The sequence below is a fragment of the Amycolatopsis sp. NPDC114504 genome (assembly GCF_055633595.1).
The window spans coordinates 302,069-318,639 of the sequence record NZ_JBVKDU010000003.1 but is presented as its reverse complement, the minus strand read 5'-3'; the positions used below and the strand labels follow the sequence as shown (position 1 = coordinate 318,639).

General features: G+C 71.5%; 17 protein-coding genes. 10 read left to right on the top strand and 7 right to left on the bottom strand.

The features are described from left to right. Window positions 1–160 precede the first annotated feature (160 nt). The gene (locus ACZ7PG_RS22870; protein WP_470241114.1) at window positions 161–358 is read left to right on the top strand and encodes a hypothetical protein; all 198 of its coding nucleotides are present in this window, start codon (window positions 161–163) and stop codon (window positions 356–358) included. On the opposite strand, the gene glmS is transcribed toward ACZ7PG_RS22870, so the two are convergent. Both glmS and ACZ7PG_RS22860 read right to left on the bottom strand, forming a co-directional pair. Continuing rightward, window positions 345–2,168 (bottom strand): glutamine--fructose-6-phosphate transaminase (isomerizing), encoded by a 1,824-nt coding sequence (gene glmS / locus ACZ7PG_RS22865; protein ID WP_470241113.1) that lies wholly within the window; start codon window positions 2,166–2,168, stop codon window positions 345–347. The two genes, ACZ7PG_RS22870 and glmS, sit on opposite strands and share 14 nt — an antisense overlap. Window positions 2,169–2,200: 32 nt before the next feature. Next, window positions 2,201–2,473, bottom strand: a complete 273-nt coding sequence (locus tag ACZ7PG_RS22860) for a hypothetical protein (RefSeq protein ID WP_364619670.1) — start codon at window positions 2,471–2,473, stop codon at window positions 2,201–2,203. Between the two features lie 156 nt (window positions 2,474–2,629). Here ACZ7PG_RS22860 and ACZ7PG_RS22855 point away from each other — a divergent pair, with 156 nt between their 5' ends. After that, window positions 2,630–3,298, top strand: coding sequence for a class I SAM-dependent DNA methyltransferase (locus ACZ7PG_RS22855; protein ID WP_470242381.1), 669 nt, complete (start codon window positions 2,630–2,632; stop codon window positions 3,296–3,298). Here ACZ7PG_RS22855 and dapA read toward each other — a convergent pair. Beyond that, window positions 3,246–4,121 carry a 4-hydroxy-tetrahydrodipicolinate synthase gene (dapA, locus tag ACZ7PG_RS22850; RefSeq protein ID WP_470241112.1) on the bottom strand — a complete coding sequence of 292 codons (876 nt, stop codon included), beginning with the start codon at window positions 4,119–4,121 and terminating at the stop codon, window positions 3,246–3,248. The two genes, ACZ7PG_RS22855 and dapA, sit on opposite strands and share 53 nt — an antisense overlap. 72 nt (window positions 4,122–4,193) lie before the next feature. Between dapA and ACZ7PG_RS22845 the strand changes: the two genes are divergently transcribed. Both ACZ7PG_RS22845 and ACZ7PG_RS22840 read left to right on the top strand, forming a co-directional pair. Continuing rightward, window positions 4,194–5,105 (top strand): LysR family transcriptional regulator, encoded by a 912-nt coding sequence (locus tag ACZ7PG_RS22845; RefSeq protein WP_470241111.1) that lies wholly within the window; start codon window positions 4,194–4,196, stop codon window positions 5,103–5,105. Window positions 5,106–5,500: 395 nt separating this feature from the next. Next, window positions 5,501–5,860, top strand: coding sequence for a VOC family protein (locus ACZ7PG_RS22840; protein WP_470241110.1), 360 nt, complete (start codon window positions 5,501–5,503; stop codon window positions 5,858–5,860). On the opposite strand, the gene ACZ7PG_RS22835 is transcribed toward ACZ7PG_RS22840, so the two are convergent. The 4 genes from ACZ7PG_RS22835 to ACZ7PG_RS22820 all read right to left on the bottom strand — a co-directional run bounded on the left by ACZ7PG_RS22835 (window position 5,826) and on the right by ACZ7PG_RS22820 (window position 9,992). Next, window positions 5,826–6,428, bottom strand: a complete 603-nt coding sequence (locus ACZ7PG_RS22835) for a UbiX family flavin prenyltransferase (protein WP_470241109.1) — start codon at window positions 6,426–6,428, stop codon at window positions 5,826–5,828. The two genes, ACZ7PG_RS22840 and ACZ7PG_RS22835, sit on opposite strands and share 35 nt — an antisense overlap. Next, window positions 6,425–7,735, bottom strand: coding sequence for an MFS transporter (locus ACZ7PG_RS22830; RefSeq protein WP_470241108.1), 1,311 nt, complete (start codon window positions 7,733–7,735; stop codon window positions 6,425–6,427). The genes ACZ7PG_RS22835 and ACZ7PG_RS22830 overlap by 4 nt, the downstream gene beginning before the upstream one ends. A gap of 21 nt (window positions 7,736–7,756) precedes the next feature. After that, on the bottom strand, window positions 7,757–9,079 hold the full coding sequence (locus tag ACZ7PG_RS22825; RefSeq protein WP_470241107.1) for an MFS transporter: 1,323 nt from the start codon (window positions 9,077–9,079) through the stop codon (window positions 7,757–7,759). A gap of 148 nt (window positions 9,080–9,227) precedes the next feature. Further along, entirely contained in the window at window positions 9,228–9,992 is a 765-nt protein-coding gene (locus ACZ7PG_RS22820; protein ID WP_470241106.1) for an IclR family transcriptional regulator, read from the bottom strand. A 111-nt stretch (window positions 9,993–10,103) separates the two neighbouring features. Here ACZ7PG_RS22820 and ACZ7PG_RS22815 point away from each other — a divergent pair, with 111 nt between their 5' ends. Genes ACZ7PG_RS22815 through ACZ7PG_RS22790 form a run of 6 tightly spaced genes read left to right on the top strand, consistent with a single transcriptional unit; the run spans window position 10,104 to window position 16,535 of the window. Next, window positions 10,104–10,688, top strand: coding sequence for a CoxG family protein (locus ACZ7PG_RS22815; RefSeq protein WP_470241105.1), 585 nt, complete (start codon window positions 10,104–10,106; stop codon window positions 10,686–10,688). Next, entirely contained in the window at window positions 10,688–11,572 is an 885-nt protein-coding gene (locus tag ACZ7PG_RS22810) for an FAD binding domain-containing protein (protein WP_470241104.1), read from the top strand. The genes ACZ7PG_RS22815 and ACZ7PG_RS22810 overlap by 1 nt, the downstream gene beginning before the upstream one ends. After that, the gene (locus ACZ7PG_RS22805; RefSeq protein WP_470241103.1) at window positions 11,529–13,853 is read left to right on the top strand and encodes a xanthine dehydrogenase family protein molybdopterin-binding subunit; all 2,325 of its coding nucleotides are present in this window, start codon (window positions 11,529–11,531) and stop codon (window positions 13,851–13,853) included. The genes ACZ7PG_RS22810 and ACZ7PG_RS22805 overlap by 44 nt, the downstream gene beginning before the upstream one ends. Further along, window positions 13,850–14,329, top strand: coding sequence for a (2Fe-2S)-binding protein (locus ACZ7PG_RS22800; protein ID WP_470241102.1), 480 nt, complete (start codon window positions 13,850–13,852; stop codon window positions 14,327–14,329). Before ACZ7PG_RS22805 ends, ACZ7PG_RS22800 begins: the two co-directional genes overlap by 4 nt. Next, on the top strand, window positions 14,326–15,096 hold the full coding sequence (locus ACZ7PG_RS22795; protein WP_470241101.1) for an alpha/beta fold hydrolase: 771 nt from the start codon (window positions 14,326–14,328) through the stop codon (window positions 15,094–15,096). Before ACZ7PG_RS22800 ends, ACZ7PG_RS22795 begins: the two co-directional genes overlap by 4 nt. Beyond that, window positions 15,093–16,535, top strand: a complete 1,443-nt coding sequence (locus tag ACZ7PG_RS22790) for a UbiD family decarboxylase (RefSeq protein ID WP_470241100.1) — start codon at window positions 15,093–15,095, stop codon at window positions 16,533–16,535. The genes ACZ7PG_RS22795 and ACZ7PG_RS22790 overlap by 4 nt, the downstream gene beginning before the upstream one ends. Window positions 16,536–16,571: the final 36 nt, after the last annotated feature.

The window sequence follows — 16,571 nt, the reverse complement described above, 5'->3', positions numbered from 1 at the left end:
CGGCATCCCGCCACAGTGGCGGAGTGCCCCTCACGATCCGCGCCGCCCGCGCCGCCGACTGGCCGGCGATCTGGCCGCTCGTCCACGCCGTGAGCGCCGAGCAGGAGACGTTCCCCTACGACCGGAGCATGAGCGAAGCGGAGGCGCGGCGGGTGTTGGTGTGGCTGGTGCCCGCACCTGCCCGGGTGGGTTCGCGGCGGTCCAGTTCAACGCCGTCGTCGACACCAACACCGCCGCGATCCGCCTCTACGAAAGCCTGGGCTTCACGACCCTCGGCGTCGCCCCGGGAGCGTTCCGCCACCCGGCGCGCGGAGACGTCGGGCTGCGGACCATGTGGCTGAGCCTCACTCCACCGTGACGGACTTGGCGAGGTTGCGCGGCTTGTCGATGTCGTAGCCGAGCGTCAGCGCCGCGTGGTAGGCGAGCAGCTGCAGCGGGATCGTCAGCAGGATCGGGTCGAGCTCCGGCTCGGTCCGGGGCACGACGATCTTCGGCACGTCCAGCTCGCCGAAGTCGACGTCCTCGTGCGTCACCGCCAGTACCGCTCCGCCGCGGGCGCGGATCTGCTGCATCGCGGCCAGGTTGCGGTCGGCCAGCTCGTCGGCGGGCACGATCGCGACCGTCGGGAGCGACTCGTCGATCAGGGCGAGCGGGCCGTGCTTCAGCTCGGACGTCTGGTACGCCTCGGCGTGGCGGTAGGAGATCTCCTTGAACTTCTGCGCGCCCTCGCGGGCCACCGGGAACCCGCGGACGCGGCCGATGAAGAACAGGCTGTTCGCGGCCGCCGCGGTCTTGGCGTGCTCGGCGATCTCCGCTTCCTGCGCCAGGACCGCGCGGATCTGGTCCGGCAGCGCGCGGATCGCGTCGATGATCCGCTGACCGTCCGCATTGGACAGGTCGCGCACGCGGCCGAGCGACAGCGCGATCAGCGCGAACCCGACGGCCATGTTCGTCAGCGCCTTGGTCGAGGCGACCGCGATCTCCGGGCCGGCGTGCAGGTAGACGCCGCCGTCGCAGGCGCGGGCGATGGTCGAGCCGACGACGTTGACCAGGCCGGTGACCCGGCCGCCCTTGCGCTTGATCTCCTCGACGGCGAAGGCGGTGTCGATCGTCTCGCCGGACTGGCTGACCGCGATGTAGAGCGTGTCGGCTTCGATGATCGGGTTGCGGTAGCGGAACTCCGACGCGGCTTCGGCGTCGGCCGGGATCCGGGCCAGCTCCTCGATCATCGTCGCGCCGATCTGGCCGACGTAGTACGCCGAGCCGCAGCCGAGGATCTTCACGCGGCTGAACCCGCGCAGCTCACGCGGAGTCAGGTTGAGCCCGTCGAGGCGGGCGACGCCGAACCGGTGGTCCAGGCGGCCGCGGATCATCCGCTCCACCGACTCGGGCTGCTCCTGGATCTCCTTGGCCATGTAGTGCGGGAACCCGCCGAGATCGAGGTCTTCGGCGGCGATGTCGATCTCGGTGGCGGGCTTGGTGGTGTCGCTCTCGTCGACGGTGAAGGTCCGGTAGCCGGTCGCGAAGACCGTCGCGAACTCGCCGTCGTCGAGGTGCGCGACCTGCGAGGTGTGCCGGACCAGCGCGGCGAGGTCGCTCGCGACGAACATCTCGCGCTCGCCGACGCCGATGATCAGCGGCGAGCCGTTGCGCGCGATGACGAGGCGGTCCGGGTGCGCGGAGTCGGTGACAGCGATCGCGTACGTGCCGGTGATCCGCGAGACCGCCTCGACGACGGCGTCTTCGAGGGTGTCGGCGCCCGACCGCGCGATCAGGTGGGCGAGGACCTCGGTGTCGGTCTCGGACGTCAGCTTCACGCCGGCGTCCGCGAGCTGGGCGCGCAGGGCGTCGGCGTTGTCGATGATGCCGTTGTGGACGACGCAGACGCGGCCGTCTTCGGACGTGTGCGGGTGCGCGTTGTCCTCCGACGCGGGCCCGTGCGTGGCCCACCGCGTGTGGCCGATGCCGACCTTCCCGGTGAGGCGCTTGGGCAGCGCGGCGGTGAGGTTGCGGACCCGGCCGACGACGCGGTGGACCTGCGCGGTGTCCTTCGGGCCGAGGACGGCGATGCCCGCGGAGTCGTAGCCGCGGTACTCGAGCCGGGTGAGGCCTTCGAGGAGGATGGGGGCGGCGTTCTGGCCGCCGATGTAGCCGACGATCCCGCACATGGCGAACCTCTTCTTCCAAGGGGGGCTGGGTCTCAGCCGTAGACGATGCGGCGCAGCTGGCGCTCGGACAGGTCGGGGGCGGCGACGAGCCTGCCCCGGAGCTCGGCGGCGATCAGCGGGAAGATCTCGGGGTTCTTCCGGCCCTCGGCCTGCAGCTCGGCGTGCCTGCGGCGGACGTACTGCTCGGTGGGGGTCCGGTAGAAGGCGAGGACGTCGTCGACGACGCGGGCGGCGACGCCCGGCGGCAAGCCGGTCGACGCGGCGACGCGCTCGACGATGTCCGTGTCCTCCACGCCGGACAGCATGCCTCATCGATCGGGTGAACCCCAAATTCTTGCCCGGAATCGGGCAAGTTTATTGGTTGGACACATCTCAGGGGTGGGTCAAGGGTTGACGACGTGCGCCAGGAAGACATTTGGGACGTCGAAACCGCCGAACGCTACGACACCCCCGGTCGCGGCATGTTCGCGCCCGAGGTCGTGGACCCCACCGTGGACCGCCTCGCCGCGCTGGCCGAGGGTGGGCGCGTGCTGGAGTTCGCCATCGGCACCGGACGGATCGCCGTCCCGCTGGCCGCGCGGGGCGTGTCCGTCACGGGCATCGAACTGTCCGAGCCGATGCTCGACCGGCTGCGGGCGAAGGCCGAGATCCCGGTGGTCGCCGGCGACATGGCGACGGCCACGGCGCCGGGCCGGTTTTCGCTGGTCTACCTGGTCTTCAACACGATCGGGAACCTGCTGACCCAGGACGAGCAGGTCGAGTGCTTCCGCAACGCGGCCCGGCACCTGGATCCCGGCGGCCGGTTCGTGATCGAGCTCGGCGTCCCCGAGCTGCGCCGGCTTCCGCCGGGGCAGGACGCGGTGGTCTTCACCGCGGAGTCCGGGTACCTCGGCGTGGACACCTACGACACCGTGCGCCAGCACCTGGTCTCGCACCACTTCAAGTTCGGCGAGGGGCGGGAGGCGCGGCTCGGCCGGTGCCCGCAGCGCTACATCTGGCCGGCCGAGCTGGACCTCATGGGCCGGCTGGCGGGGTTCGAGCTGGAGTCCCGCCACGAGGACTGGACCGGCGGCGAGTTCACGACGCGATCGCCGTCGCACGTATCGGTGTACCGGCTGCCGTCGAGCTGACCTCGATCAGCGGCAGCCGGACCGTCGCGTGCGGGATGACACCCAGGTCGGCCAGCGCGGCCTTCGCCGCCGCCACCCCGGGGCCGGCGCGCATGATGGTGTCCACCAATGGAAGCAGTGCGTCGTTGAGCGACCGGGCCGTCTCCAGGTCGCCGCGGCGGACGGCCTCGATGAGGGCCGCGGTGCGGTCGGCCGCGACGTTGGCCACCACGCTGACCACGCCCGCCGCGCCGCACGCCAGGTACGGCAGGTTCAGCTCGTCGATGCCGCAGTAGTACGCCAGCGACGTGCGGGTCATGACCGTCATCGCCTCGAACAGGTCGCCCTTGGCGTCCTTGACCGCCCGGATCCGCGGGTGGGCGGCCAGCTCGATCAAAGTCGACGGCGTCATCGCGATGCCGGCCCGCGCCGGGACGTCGTAGAGCATCACCGGCAGCTCGGTCGCGTCGGCCACCGCCAGGCAGTGGGCGATCACCCCGGCCTGCGTCGGCCGGGAGTAGTAGGGGCAGACGAGCAGTAGCCCGTCCGCGCCGGCCGCCTCGGCTTCGCGGGCCCGGCGGACGCTCGCGGCCGTGTCATAGGTGCCGATGCCGGCGATCACGCGGGCGCGGTGCCCGGCCCGGGCCACGACGCTCCGGACGAGCCCGGCGGCTTCGGGTTCGGTCAAGGTGGGGGACTCGCCGGTGGTCCCGCCGACGACGAGGCCGTCGCAGCCGGTGGCCAGCAGGTGGTCGACGAGGCTCGCGAGGCCGGGTTCGCTGAGTGCCCCGCCGGGCCGCATGGGGGTCACCATCGCGACGAGGTTGGCGCCGAAGTCGGTCATGGTTCGACCTTGCCCGGCGTGACTGGTGCGGTCCAGCGATGCTTTTTTGCCGATACTGCGTAATCTTGCTTCATGATTGAGGTCGGTGCGCTGCGGGCGTTGCGGTCGGTGGCGGCGCTCGGGACGCTGGCGCGCGCGGCCGAAGAGCTGGGGTTCACGGCGTCCGCGGTGTCGCAGCAGATCAAGCGGCTGGAGCACCAGGTCGGGGTGCCGATCCTCGCGCCGGCCGGGCGCGGGGTGGTGCTGACGCCGGCCGGGCAGGCGATCGTGGACTCGGCGCCGGAGGTGTTCCAGGCGCTGGAGCGGTGTGCCGAAGCGGCCCAATCGGTCTCGGAGGGCGCCCCGCGCGGCACGCTCCGGGTGGTGGCGTTCTCGACCGCCATCCGCGGCCTGCTCGCGCCGCTGCTGGGCGGATTGTCCTTGCGCTGTCCCGACTTGCGCGTCCACATCACCGAGCAGGACCCCGAGGAGGCGCTGCGCGGCGTCGACGCCGGAACGGCCGACGTCGCCCTCGTCCACGACGCAGACGGGCTGCCGGCCGCGCACCCGCCGTCGTTGACGCAGCGGCTCGTGCACACCGACGTCGGCGACGTGGTGCTGAGCCGCTCGCACCCGCTCGCGTCGGCCACCGAACCGCTCGGCCGCGCCGACCTCACCGGCCACGCGTGGGTGACGAGCCCGCCGGGAACGGTGTGCCACCAGTGGTTCCGCCGCCTGTTCGCGGACGCGCCGGAAGAGCCGGACGTCCGGCACCTGGTCGACGACTTCGCGACGCAGCTGTCCCTGGTCGCGTCCGGCGAGGTGATCGCGCTGATCCCGCGCCTGGCCCGGCCACCACTGGGGGAGGACCTGATCGCGCGCCCACTGCGCCGGCAGCCGAAGCGCGAGGTGCACGCGGCGTGGCGGCGCAGCGCCGACGCGAGCCCGGCGATCCGGGCGCTGCTCGCGGAACTCGGTGCGGATCAGCCGGCTGTGCTCCCCTGAGGTGTGTTACTCGTCTTTCTCGTCCGCGGAGCGACGGGTGAAGAACCACGGCGGTGGAACCAGGCCGAAAGTGCGAGCGACGGTATGGAGCCAGCCACCCTTGCGCACCCGCGGGGCCACGCTGCGGGATCGTCGGTGCAGCAGCAGTGCTCTCTCGAGTTTTCGCGCGGCGTGCTCCGGTCGCCGGGGTAGGTCGGTGCTCTGCCCGGAGCCGGCGGCGGCCGGCAGCGCCGGGACCCGTGCCCGGCCGGTCCGCTCCCACCACGGAGGCGGCGTCACCGAGGTCCGGCCGGGTTCGTCGCGGCGGAACTCGGCTAGGCTGACGGGCGAGCGGGTGCAGCGTCGGAACGCCCGCCCGGCACTCCCTTTGGCGCACTGAGCCGGAGGAGTGCGCCTTGATCACCTTTGCCGGGATGAGCCTGCCCGTCACCAGTCTGGACCGTTCGGTCCCCTTCTACGAGTCGCTCGGGTTCACCGTCGACGTCCGCAACGGGCGGTTCGTGTTGCTGCGCCTGGAAAGCGGTACGCTCGGGCTGCTGGAACTGGGCGACGTCGTCGAGCGGGAAGCCGGGCGGTTGCGGCAGTTCGTCCAGGTCGAGCTGCTGGCCGACGACCTCGACGAGCTGTACGCGGACTTCCTCGCTCGCGGGGTGCCGGTGCCGGACCCGCCACGGGACCGCGGGTTCGAGCGGCAGCTGCAGCTGCGGGACCCGGACGGCTTCACGGTCGAGTTCGCCGATCGGAGCCTCCGTTGAGATCTCCTTGCCACGCCGGGGGAGCCAGCTCGCGCAACCCGACCCGCGCCAGCGCGCGCCGGGCCGTGTGGTCCACCAGGTCGTCGACCGTCTTCGGGTGCGGGTAGAACGCCGGGACCGGTGGGGCGATGATCGCGCCCGCCTCGGCCGCCGCCGTCATCGCGCGGAGGTGGCCGAGGTGCAACGGCGTCTCACGCACCATCAGCAGCAGCGGGCGCCCTTCCTTCAGGCACACGTCGGCCGCGCGGCTGACCAGGTCGTCGGTGTAGCTCCACGCGATCGCCGACAACGTCTTGATCGAGCACGGCGCCACCAGCATCGCGTCCACCGGGAACGAGCCCGACGCGATGGACGCGCTGATCTCGCCCGGCCGGTGGTGCACCGTCACGAGCTTTCCCAGCTCTGCCGGGGAAAGCCCGCATTCGTGCCGGACGGTCACCGCGCCGGCCTTCGACAGCACCAGGTGCACCTCGACGTCCGGCCGGTACGCCAGCAGCTCCAGGATCCGGACGCCGTAAGCCGCGCCGCTGGCACCGGTGATCGCGACGACGATCTTGCGAGAGATCATTCGATCGCCTCGATGCGCCGGCCGGTCTTGTCCGGCGCCACGACCGCCAGTACCGCCGCGGCGACCGGGCCGACGATGCCGAGTGCCAGCGCGAGCGGCACCGTGCCCGCGAGCGACAACGCGACCAGCGGGAACAGCCCGGCGCCGAACCCGCGGCCGGCGTAGTAGCTGAGGTTCGAGCCGCTCGAGCGCACGCGCGTCGGGAAGAACTCGGCCATCCAGATGCCGAGCACGCCGAACCCGCCGCTGCCGCCGGCGCACATCATCAGCGCCCAGAACGTCGGCGACGCCCAGAAGTCCGTGCCGATCTTCGCCGCACCGCTCACCACGAGGGTGAGGAACCAGGCGAACCCGAGCACGCCGAACAGCGCCGAGGCGAACATCGCCCACTTGCGTTTCAGGACGTCCGAAAGGATTCCGGTCAGCGGGTAGGTGATCCCGGTGACGACCAGTCCCAAGAGGACGATCAGGCTCGCCGTGCCCAGCGGCACCTTCTCCACCTTGATGAGGAACGTCGACAGGTACGAGATGAGCGAGTTCGTGGTGAGGAACAACGCCGTCGCCAGCGCCATGAACAGGATCGTGCCGGCCGCGTAGCCACCGCGGAACACGTCCAGCAGCGGCACCTTCGTGCGCCGCAGCTTTTCCGGCACCCGGCCCGCCTTCAGCTCGCGCTGGTATTCCAGCCACTGCTCGGACTCCGGCAGCAGCACGGCCGCGGCGATGCCGATCACCAGCGTCGTGACGCCGATCAGGACGTACCCCGTGCGCCAGCCGCGGTCTTCGCCGAACTCGACGAGGCAGACGTACACCACGCCCTCGGTCAGGATCTGGCCGACGAAGTACATCGCCTGGATCGAGCCGCCCATCATGCCGCGTTTGCGGGTCTTCCAGCACTCGGCGAACATCGAGAACGACAGCCCGAACAGCCCGCCCATCCCGACGCCGGCGAGCAGCCGGGTCAGCAGGAACAGGAAGTAGTTCGGCGCGAGCCCGCCGAGCAGCGCGGCGACGCCGAACGCCAGCACGGACCCGGTGTAGGTCCAGCGCCTGCCGTAGAGGTCGCCGAGCCAGCCGCACAGGATCCCGCCCACGATCGAGGCGAACCCCTGCAGCGTGGCGACCTGGATGATCTGGATGGTGCTGACGTGGAAGCTCTCCGCCAGGTAGGACAGCGGGTAGCCGACGAGGTTGAGCTCCGCGCCGTCGAAGAGCGTGCCGAGGAACGCGAAGAACAGGATGCGAGCGGTGTAGGAGCGCACGGGAGTGAGCCCACCGCTGCCGGTGGGCGTCTGCAGGGTCGACAAGGAGGTTCCCTTTCGCGGGGATCAGTCAGGCAGTTTTTGGCCCCGGGTCTCGGGGCAGAACGGGGCGACGACCAGGCCCAGCACGTAGATCGACCCGACGGCGGTGGCGGCGACGCCGTACCCGCCGAGCTTCGAGATGATCGCGCCGGCGGTGAGCGGGCCGAGGAAGGCGATGAACCGCGCCGCGTTGAACACGAACGCCGCGCCGGTGGCGCGCAGGTGGGTGGGGTAGAACTCGGGCAGCCACACCGGCATCCACGTGTACTGGCCGAGCGTGAAGAACCCGTTGACCACGAGCACGACCACGATCAGGCCGAGGCTGTGCGTCCACAGGAACAGCACCGGCGTGAGGATCAAAGAAGCGGCGAAGTACAGCAGCACCGCGGGTTTCCGGCCGACGCGGTCGGCGATGAAGCCGAAGGCGATGTACCCGGCGATCGCGCCGGCGTTGTAGATCATCCCGGCCCCGCTCGCCCACGACGTCGCCGAATGCCCGTCGGCGGCGGCGCGCGAGGCGACGTAGGCGGGGACCCACGTCGAGATGCCCCACCAGCCGAGGGTGGTGACCAGGGACATCAGCGAGCCGAGGATGGTCAGCCTGCGCAGCTTGGGGTCGACCATGATCTGGCGCAGGGTCAGGCGGGTGAACGACTTTTCGTGGTCGGTCAGCTCGCCGCCCCGCTGCTTCAGCTCCCGGCGGCGGCGGTGGGCGCTGGTCCACTGGTCGGACTCGGGCACCTTGCGGCGCAGCCACAACGCGAACACCGCCGGCAGCACGCCGATCAGGAACATGTACCGCCAGGAGTCCGGCCCCAGCGGCGCGATGAAGTACCAGCAGGCCGACGCGAGGAAGAAGCCCAGCCCGAGCCCGCACTGCATGAGGCCGGCGGCCTTGGCGCGCGCGTGGGCCGGCCAGGTCTCGGCGACCAGCGACGTGCCGGTGCCCCACTCCGAACCGAGCGCGAACCCGGTGATGAACCGCAGGACGAGGAACGACGCCCACGACCAGGAAACCGCGGTGAGGCCGGTGAACGCGGCGTACAGCACCATCGAGGTCAGGAGCGCTTTCCGCCGGCCGAAGTAGTCGGCGAACACCCCGCCGAGGATTCCGCCGAAGCCCCAGCCGAGCAGCGTGACGGCGATCGTGGCGCCGGTCAGGAACGCCACCTGCGTCGCCGGCGCGCCGGGCTCGAGTGTCTTCAGGACGAGACTCGCGGTCAGGATGAGCGCGTAGGTCTCGAAGCCGTCGAAGAGCCAGCCGAGGTTCGCGGCGAGCAGCGACCGCCACTGCGTGCGGTTCAGTGTCTTGGCCCAGGGCTTCCGGGCGAGTGCGACCTCGGACACGGGATCTCCTTTCCGGGCCGCCGTGGGCCGGAAGTCTTGTCCTCTATCTAGGACATCGAGTCCTGCATGCGGAACCGTAAGCGAGCCGCAGGGTGAGGTCAAGGCACGATCCGGAGCCCCGGATCGTGGAGATTCCGCTGATGCGGAACTATTCCGCGATTTTCTCCGCACCGCCGGTGCGTTCGGTGATGCGAGACCCGCATTCGCGGATCAGGCCACCGTAGTGATCCACAGTGGACTCGTTGAGCTCCGACGCGAACGCCAGCGAGCACACGACCAGGCAGACGCGGCCCTGCGCGTCGAACACCGGGGCCGCCACGCCGGACTGGCCGAGGTCGTACTCCCGGATGCTCTCGGCGTACCCGCGCTCGCGGGTGTCGTCCAGGATCTCGCGCAGCTCGTCGGGGGTCGCGACCGTCTCGGGGGTGAACTCCTCGACGCCGAACTGCTCGACCAGCCGGTCCACCTCGGCCGGGGCGGACCAGGCGTGGAACGCGCGCATGATGGCCGGTGCCGAGAAGGGGAACGTGTCGCCGACGCCGACGGTGATCCGCACGCCCTTGCCGCGGTCGCCCTTGGCCAGCACCGAGTACTCGCCCTTCCCGTGCGGCTGCACGGCGAAGACGACGAAGTTGATCCGCTGGTTGAGCGCGTCGAGCTCCTGCTGGACGATCTCCGTCATCCAGTCTTCGGAGAGGCGGGCCATCGCGAGCAGCCGCGGGCCGAGCGACCAGCCGTCGCGGCTGGTGGTCCAGCCGGCCCGCTGCAGCGTGCCGAGGATGTTGTAGCAGGTGCTGCGGTTGAGACCCAGCTCCTCGATCAGCACCCCGGAGGCCACCGGTTCCGGCCAGTCCCGGGCGATCCGCTCCAGGAGCCGCACGGCGCTCAGCACCGCTGGTACGTCGCTCGTCATCCTCGCCCCTCGTCGTTCTTCCTTCGCGCACGGTAGCCGAGCGGGTTTGCGTGTCGCCAGGACCGTGTTAGTGTCCTCTATATTAGACACCTAGTCCTCTCTGGTGGTCATATGAAGCTCGGATCCTCCTTTCTCGTTCCCGCCGGGCACGAACGCGTGTTCGCGCACTTCCTCGACCCGGACTCGATGCGGGTCAGCGTCCCCGGCTGCACCGAACTCGACCGGGCGGACGCGGAGCACTACCGCGGCCGGCTCGTCAACGAGATCGCCCACGTCCGGTTCAGCGCCGGGTTCTCCGCGGAGATCACCGAACTGACCGAGCCGGAGCTGGTGCGGGCGCTGCTCAAGGGCGAGGACCACAAGCTCGGCAGCTCCATCAAGATCGACGCGCGCCTGGGCGTCCGGCCCGACGGCCCGGACTCGTCCAAAGTGGACTACAGCCTGGACGTCGCGATCTGGGGCCGGATCGGCCGGCTCGGCGAGTCGCTCGTGCGGCGCCGTTCGCAGGAGGTCGAGAAGGAGTTCGTCGCGGCCTTCTCCGAGATCTGCGCCGCCGGCCCGCCGGGGCCGGACAACCCCGGGCTCCGCAGCGTCCTCGAACGCCGGAACGGCCCCGCCGCGCCGGCCGACGCTGCGGAAAAGCCCGTCTCGTGGTGGCGCCGCCTGCTCGCGCGCCTGTTCGGGAAGAAGAGCTGATGCCCGTCTACCACTACCCGGACACGCTCGGCGAAGCCTGCTCGCTCCTGGCGGAGGGCGAGGACGCGATGGTCTACGGCGGCGGCACCGCCGTCCAGATCCTGCTCAAGCAGGGCGTCCTCTTCGCGTCCGACCTGGTCGACATCGCCGCCGTCCCGGGCCTCGGCGAGATCACCCGCACCAAGGACGGCCTGCGCGCCGGCCCGCTGGTCACGTTGCGGCAGATGGAAACCAGCCCGCTCGTGCGGGAGCTCGCACCGCTGGCCGCCGAGGTCTACGGCCGCGTCGCGAACCCCCGCGTCCGCAACACCGCGAGCGTCGGCGGCAACCTCGCGCACGGCGACTACCGGCTCGACCCGCCGACCGCGCTGATGGTGCTCGACGCGCGCGTCGAGCTCACGTCGTCGCGGGGGAAGCGGACCGTGCCCGCGCGCGAGTTCTTCGTCGACTTCCAGCAGACGGCCCTGGAACCCGGCGAGCTCATCACGGCCGTCGAGATCCCGCGGCAGCCCGAAGACGCCGGCGCGCACTTCGCCAAGCTGTCGAGCCTCGCGGTCAACGACTGGCCCGCCGCGTCCGCCGCCGTGCTGGTCGTGCCCGCTTCCCGCGGCCGCCGCCAGGTGCGGCTCGGGCTCGGCGCGCTGGCCCACGTGCCGGTGTTCACCCAGTTCGAGCTCGCCGGCGACACCGCCGTCGACGACGTCGTGGCCACGGCGAAGGACGTCGCCGGGCCGCTGATCGACCCCCTCCCGGACGTGCGCGGGGGAAGCGCTTACAAAACGCGGCTCGGCCTGGTGGCCGTCGAAGAAGCCGTGCGAGCCTCCTGGAAGGAGCGAGACGATGAGCGACGGATCCCGTTCCTCGGCCGGCGCCGCCGTCGGTGAGCGGTGGGCCCGCACCGACGGGCGCGCCAAGGTCCGCGGCGAGTTCCGGTACGCCGCCGAGGAACCCGTCCGGCCGTGCCTCGACGTCGCCGTCCACCGCGGCACCCGGCCGCACGCGAAGATCGTCTCGGTCGACACGTCCCGGGCCCTCGCGGTCGAGGGCGTCGTCGCGGTCGTCACCGGCGCGGACCTGTTCGCCCTGCTCGGCGAGCGGATGATGACCGGCCCCGCGTTCTCCGACCAGCCGTGCCTGGCCGTGGGCAAGGTCCGGTACGTCGGCGAACCCGTCGTGGCCGTGCTCGCGCACAGCGTCGCGCAAGCTCGCCAGGCGGCCGAAGAGATCCAGGTCGAGTACGACGAGCTGGCCCCGGTGCACGACGTCGACGACGCCATCACCGGAACCTCCTACGTGCACGAAGAACTCCGGCCGTCGGCGGTGTTCGGCGACCTCAAGCACCTGCGCGGCAAGCGCGACACGAACGTCAACTACGAGTTCAACCTGCGGAAGGGCGACCCCGACGCGGCCGAGGGAACCAAGGTGAGCGCGGAGTTCTGGGCGCCACCGACCCACCACGTGCCGATCGAGCTGCCGTACGCGGCCGCGTGGCCCGAGGGCGGCCGGGTCGAGCTGGTCGCGACGACGCAGACGCCGTCCTACGTCCGGCAGAGCCTCGCCGACCTGCTTGACCTGCCGCTCAACCGGGTCCGGGTGCGGACCGCGCCGCTCGGCGGCAGCTTCGGCGCCAAGATGTACGACCGGCTGGAGCCGCTGGTCGCGGCGCTGGCGTGGACGCAACGCAAGCCCGTGCGCATCACCGCCACCCGCGAAGAGGCGTTCCTGCTCACCACGCGCCACGGCGCCGCCGTGTCCGGCAGCATGACCGCCGGCGAGGACGGCTCGATCGTGGCCGCGACCGCCGACGTCCGGTACGACACCGGGGCCTACGCCGACGTCGGGCCGCGCATCACGGCCAAGTCCGGCATGGTCGCCACCGGACCGTACAAAGTGGACAACGTCCGCGTGCGCTCCCGGTGCGTCTACACGAACAAGCCGTCCGCCGGGCCGTTCCGCGGCTTCGGTGTGCCGCAGGTGACCTGGTCCCACGAGTCCCTTGTGGACGAGCTGGCGCGCGAACGCGGCGAGGACCCGGCCGAGTTCCGGCGGCGCAACCTGCTGCGGGAGGGCGACATCGCCCCCGTCGGCACGCCCATGCACAGCGCGGACTTCGTCGGTTGCCTCGACGCCGTCACCGAGGCCATCGGCTGGGCCGACCCGCTACCACCGGCGGAAGGCCGGTTCGTGCGCGGGCGCGGGGTCGCGGTCGGGATCAAGGCCGTGCTGACCCCGACGATCTCCAACGCCACCGTCCAGCTCAACCAGGACGGCTCGGCGACCGTGCTGATCAGCACCGTCGACATGGGGCAGGGCAGCGACACGATCATGGCGCAGATCGCCGCCGAGGTGCTGTGCCTCGGCGAGGGCCGGGTGCGGGTCGTCGGCGCGGACACCGACGTCACGCCGTACGACACGATCACCGCAGGATCGCGCTCGACCTACCACACCGGCAACGCCGTCCGGCTCGCCGCGGAGTCCATGCGGGACAGGCTGACCGGCCTCGCGGCGAAGCACTTCGACGTCGAAGCGACCGACATCAAGATCACCGGCGACGGGCTCGTCAGCGCCCAGAGCCAGGCCACCGTCAGCATCCCGGACCTGCTGCTCGCCCACTTCGGCGCGCGGGGCACCACGCTCACCGCGGAGGCGAACTTCAGCACGACGTGGCAGCCCTACGACCACGAGACCGGGCAGTCCCCGCGGGTCACCGAGCACTGGTTCGCCGGCGCGGCCGCCGTCCAGCTGACCGTCGACACCGCGACCGGGCGCGTGCACGTCGAGCACCTCGCGGTCGCCGGCGACGTCGGCCGCGCGATCAACCCGGCCATGGTCGAGCAGCAGCTCTCCGGCGCGGCGATCATGGGCCTCGGGCACGCGCTGTTCGACCAGCTCGTGTTCGACGAGGGCCAGATCGTCAACGGCACCCTGCTGGACTACCAGCTGCCGTCCATCAAGGACATGCCGGACAAGCTGACGCCGATCGTCATCGAGAGTCCACACCGGACCGGACCGTTCGGCGCCAAGGGCGTCGGCGAGACCGCGATCATCCCGCTCGCCCCGGCGATCGCCAACGCCGTGCGCGACGCCACCGGCGTCCGGCTGACCGAGCTGCCGCTCACCCCGGAGCGGATCCTCACCGCGATCACCGAGCAGGAGCAGTCATGAGGGAGATCCAGCTGACCGTCAACGGACGGCGCCGCCACCTCACCGTCGCCGACGACGAGCTGCTGCTCGACGTGCTGCGCCGCGAGTTCGGCGTGACGAGCGCGCGCGAAGGCTGCGGCGTCGGCGCGTGCGGGGCGTGCACGGTCCTGGTGGGAGGACGCAGTGTCTCGAGCTGCCTGGCCCGCGCCGCGCGGTACGACAACGCCGAGATCACGACGGCCGACGGGCTACCGGAGGACGACGAGGTGGTCAAGGAGTTCGTCGCGGCCCGCGCGATGCAGTGCGGCTACTGCATCCCCGGGTTCGTGCTGATGGCCCACGAGCTGCTGGCGGAGAACCCGCGGCCGACCGACGACGACGTCACCGAGCACCTGGAGGGCAACATCTGCCGCTGTGGCACCTACGGCGAGATCCGCACCGCGATCAAGGCCGCGGCCGCCCGCCGGGAAGCCCGCGAGGGAAGGAAGAGCGCGTGAAAGAAGTGCACGTCCACCGCACCGGGACCCACGGCCGTCCCGTCGTGCTGCTGCACCCCCTGGCGCTCAGCGGCGCCGTCTGGGACCCGGTCGCCGAATACCTCGGCACCCGGCACCAGGTGCTCGCGCTCGACGCGCGCGGGCACGGCGAGTCCTCTTGGGACGGTGCGGAGTTCACTGTGGACGACATGGCCGCCGACGCCGCCGCCGTCATCGAGGACTTCGGTGCCGGTCCGGCGGACGTCATCGGCCTGTCGATGGGTGGCAGCACCGCCCTCACGCTCGCCGTGAACCGGCCGGACCTCGTGCACCGGCTCGTGCTCGCCGACGCGACCGCGTGGTACGGCCCGGACAGCGTCGCCGAATGGGCGCAGCGGGCCGAGCGCGCGCTGACCGTGGAACGGCCGGCGCAGCTGGAGTTCCAGCGGGACCGGTGGTTCGCCGACGCCTTCCGCGCCGAACACCCCGAAGAGGTCGAGCGCGTGTGCGAGATCTTCACCGCGACGGACTCGAAGGCCCACGCGGCCGCGTGCCGGGCCCTCGGCGCGCTGGACGCACGCGACCGGCTCGGCGACGTCCGGGCCGAAACGCTGGTGCTGGTCGGCGCCGAGGACTACGCGACGCCGCCGGAGATGTCCCGCGAGCTGGCCGCCGGGATCGAGGGCGCGCGGCTGCGGGTGCTGGACCGCGCGCGGCACCTGAGCCTGCTCGAACGGCCCGACCTGTGGCCGGTCGTCGCCCGGCACTTCGCCGGGGACGAGACGTGACGGAACCGCTGTTGAGCCTGCGTTCGCACCTCGACGCCGTCGCCGGGTTCGGGGAGCTGCGCACGGTGCGGGGCGCGCACTGGGACCTCGAGCTGGGCGGGATCGCCGAGCTGAGCTACCGGCTGCCCGGGGCGCCCGCCGTCCTGTTCGACGACATCGCCGGGTACCCGGCCGGGATGCGGGTGCTCACCGGCAGCACCGGGTCGCCGCGGCGATTCGGGCGGACCCTGCGCCTGGGCGACGACCTCGACGACGTCGGCGTGGTCGAGGCCCTGCGCGGGAAGCCGTCGCGCTGGGCGGCGTCGGCCCGGGACTTCCCGGTGCGGCCGGTCGAGGACGCGCCCCTGCTGGCCAACGAGGTCCCCGGCGAGCAGGTCGACCTGCTGAAGTTCCCGGTGCCGCGCTGGCACGCCCACGACGGCGGGCGGTTCATCGGCACGGGCTGCTTCGTCGTCACGAGCGATCCGGACACCGGCGTCCACAATGGAGGCTGCTACCGGATGGAGGTGGCCGACGAGGGCCGGAGCGTCACCCTCGCGGTGGTGCCGGGCAAGCACGGCGACCAGAACATCCGGCGCTGGTTCGAAAAGGAGGGCCGTGCGCCGGTGACCGTCTCCTTCGGACACGACCCGTTGCTGCTCGTGCTGGGCGGCACCGAGGTCCCGCACGGGATTTCGGAACTGGAGTACGCCGGGGCGGTGCTGGGCGAGCGCGTCCCGGTCGTCACCGGGCCGGCCACCGGGCTGCCGATCCCGGCGGGCAGCGAGCTGGCGATCGAGGGCTGGCTGCGGCCGGACCACCTGCGCGAGGAGGGGCCGTTCGGCGAGTGGACCGGGTACTACTCGGGCCGCCGCCGGCCGAACCTCGCCGTCGAGATCACGCGGCTGTACCACCGCGACGACCCGATCCTGCTCGGTGCCCCGCCGGGCAAGCCGCCGCACGACTATTCGTACATGCGCACGGTGATGAAGTCGGCGATGATCCAGGACGAGCTGGCCGCGTCGGGCGTCCCGGGTGTCGTCAAGGCGTGGGCCCACGAATCCGGCGGCGGGCGGTTGTTCATCGCGGTTTCGGTGCGGCAGCGGTACGCCGGGCACGCGCGGCAGGTGGCGTACCTGACCGCCCAGTGCCCGGCCGCCGCCTACATGAACCGGTACGTCGTGGTGGTGGACGACGACATCGACCCGGCGGACCTCGACCAGGTCGTCTGGGCGATGTCGACGCGCAGCGACCCGGCCGGGGACATCGAGGTGATGAAGCGGACGTGGGGCAGCAAGCTGGATCCGTTGTCGGTCGAGGGCGAGCCCCCGTTCAACAGCCGCGCGATCATCGACGCCTGCCGTCCTTACGAGCGGCTGGAATCCTTTCCCCGGGTGGCGGAGAGCGATCCGGAGTTCCTGCGGGAGCTCGAACGGAAGTGGCGCGCGGAACTGGCCTGAGCGGTCGTGAGTGAGAAACAGTGTTCTAACCCTGTT

What these genes read in the sequence shown, in the direction of transcription:
- ACZ7PG_RS22860 (WP_364619670.1), bottom strand. Translation starts at nt 2,473, where the DNA reads ATGCTGTCCGGCGTGGAGGACACGGACATCGTCGAGCGCGTCGCCGCG.
- ACZ7PG_RS22820 (WP_470241106.1), bottom strand. Translation starts at nt 9,992, where the DNA reads ATGACGAGCGACGTACCAGCGGTGCTGAGCGCCGTGCGGCTCCTGGAG.
- ACZ7PG_RS22810 (WP_470241104.1), top strand. Translation starts at nt 10,688, where the DNA reads ATGCCCGTCTACCACTACCCGGACACGCTCGGCGAAGCCTGCTCGCTC.
- dapA (WP_470241112.1), bottom strand. Translation starts at nt 4,121, where the DNA reads ATGACCGACTTCGGCGCCAACCTCGTCGCGATGGTGACCCCCATGCGG.
- ACZ7PG_RS22845 (WP_470241111.1), top strand. Translation starts at nt 4,194, where the DNA reads ATGATTGAGGTCGGTGCGCTGCGGGCGTTGCGGTCGGTGGCGGCGCTC.
- ACZ7PG_RS22800 (WP_470241102.1), top strand. Translation starts at nt 13,850, where the DNA reads ATGAGGGAGATCCAGCTGACCGTCAACGGACGGCGCCGCCACCTCACC.
- ACZ7PG_RS22835 (WP_470241109.1), bottom strand. Translation starts at nt 6,428, where the DNA reads ATGATCTCTCGCAAGATCGTCGTCGCGATCACCGGTGCCAGCGGCGCG.
- ACZ7PG_RS22855 (WP_470242381.1), top strand. Translation starts at nt 2,630, where the DNA reads ATGTTCGCGCCCGAGGTCGTGGACCCCACCGTGGACCGCCTCGCCGCG.
- ACZ7PG_RS22805 (WP_470241103.1), top strand. Translation starts at nt 11,529, where the DNA reads ATGAGCGACGGATCCCGTTCCTCGGCCGGCGCCGCCGTCGGTGAGCGG.
- glmS (WP_470241113.1), bottom strand. Translation starts at nt 2,168, where the DNA reads ATGTGCGGGATCGTCGGCTACATCGGCGGCCAGAACGCCGCCCCCATC.
- ACZ7PG_RS22815 (WP_470241105.1), top strand. Translation starts at nt 10,104, where the DNA reads ATGAAGCTCGGATCCTCCTTTCTCGTTCCCGCCGGGCACGAACGCGTG.